1 rRNA gene is annotated in these 1,477 nt (G+C 56.5%); it reads left to right on the top strand.

Annotation, left to right across the window (positions count from 1 at the left end):
- A 23S ribosomal RNA gene (locus AB0K08_RS16990) occupies positions 1-1,477 on the top strand; the annotation flags it as partial.

The raw sequence follows: 1,477 nt of genomic DNA, 5'->3' as shown, positions 1-1,477 counted from the left end.
ATGCTGAGTCGGTGATACTAACCGCCCGAACCTGCCTAGACGCCCTTCGGGGCGCGTGGTGGGGGAGCGCGGGACCTGAACCGATAAGGCAAGCGTATTAACAGGTGTGACGCAGGAAGGTAGCCGGGCCAGGCAATGGAAATGACCTGGTCCAAGGGTGTAGGGTGTCCGGTTGGTAAATCCGCCGGGCGTATAGCCTGAGACCCGATAGGCCCCCACTAGGTGGGGGATCCGGTGATCCTATGCTGCCAAGAAAAGCATCGACGCGAGGTTCCAACCGCCCGTACCCCAAACCGACACAGGTGGTCAGGTAGAGAATACTAAGGCGATCGAGAGAATCATGGTTAAGGAACTCGGCAAAATGCCCCCGTAACTTCGGGAGAAGGGGGGCCCCAACCTTGACAGGACTTCGCGTTCTGGAGGGGATCGGGGCCGCAGAGACCAGGGGGAAGCGACTGTTTATCAAAAACACAGGTCCGTGCGAAGTCGCAAGACGATGTATACGGACTGACTCCTGCCCGGTGCTGGAAGGTTAAGAGGACCTGTTAGCCGTAAGGCGAAGCGGAGAATTTAAGCCCCAGTAAACGGCGGTGGTAACTATAACCATCCTAAGGTAGCGAAATTCCTTGTCGGGTAAGTTCCGACCTGCACGAATGGAGTAACGACTTCCCCGCTGTCTCAACTGTGAACTCGGCGAAATTGCACTACGAGTAAAGATGCTCGTTACGCGCAGAAGGACGGAAAGACCCCGAGACCTTTACTATAGTTTGGTATTGGTGTTCGGTGTGGCTTGTGTAGGATAGGTGGGAGACGTTGAAGCCTGGACGCTAGTTCGGGTGGAGTCATCGTTGAAATACCACTCTGGTCACTCTGGACATCTAACTTCGGCCCGTGATCCGGGTCAGGGACAGTGCCTGATGGGTAGTTTAACTGGGGCGGTTGCCTCCCAAAATGTAACGGAGGCGCCCAAAGGTCCCCTCAGCCTGGTTGGCAATCAGGTGTCGAGTGCAAGTGCACAAGGGGGCTTGACTGTGAGAGAGGCATCTCGAGCAGGGACGAAAGTCGGGACTAGTGATCCGGCGGCACCTCGTGGAAGGGCCGTCGCTCAACGGATAAAAGGTACCTCGGGGATAACAGGCTGATCTTGCCCAAGAGTCCATATCGACGGCATGGTTTGGCACCTCGATGTCGGCTCGTCGCATCCTGGGGCTGGAGTAGGTCCCAAGGGTTGGGCTGTTCGCCCATTAAAGCGGTACGCGAGCTGGGTTCAGAACGTCGTGAGACAGTTCGGTCCCTATCCTCTGCGCGCGCAGGAAATTTGAGAAGGTCTGTCCTTAGTACGAGAGGACCGGGACGGACGAACCTCTGGTATGTCAGTTGTACCGCCAGGTGCACCGCTGATTAGCTACGTTCGGGAAGGATAACCGCTGAAAGCATCTAAGCGGGAAGCCAGCTTCGAGATGAGATTTCCACGACC

Source organism: Citricoccus sp. NPDC055426 (assembly GCF_040677445.1).
Classification (GTDB): domain Bacteria; phylum Actinomycetota; class Actinomycetes; order Actinomycetales; family Micrococcaceae; genus Citricoccus.
This window is presented reverse-complemented; position numbering and strand designations above follow the sequence as displayed.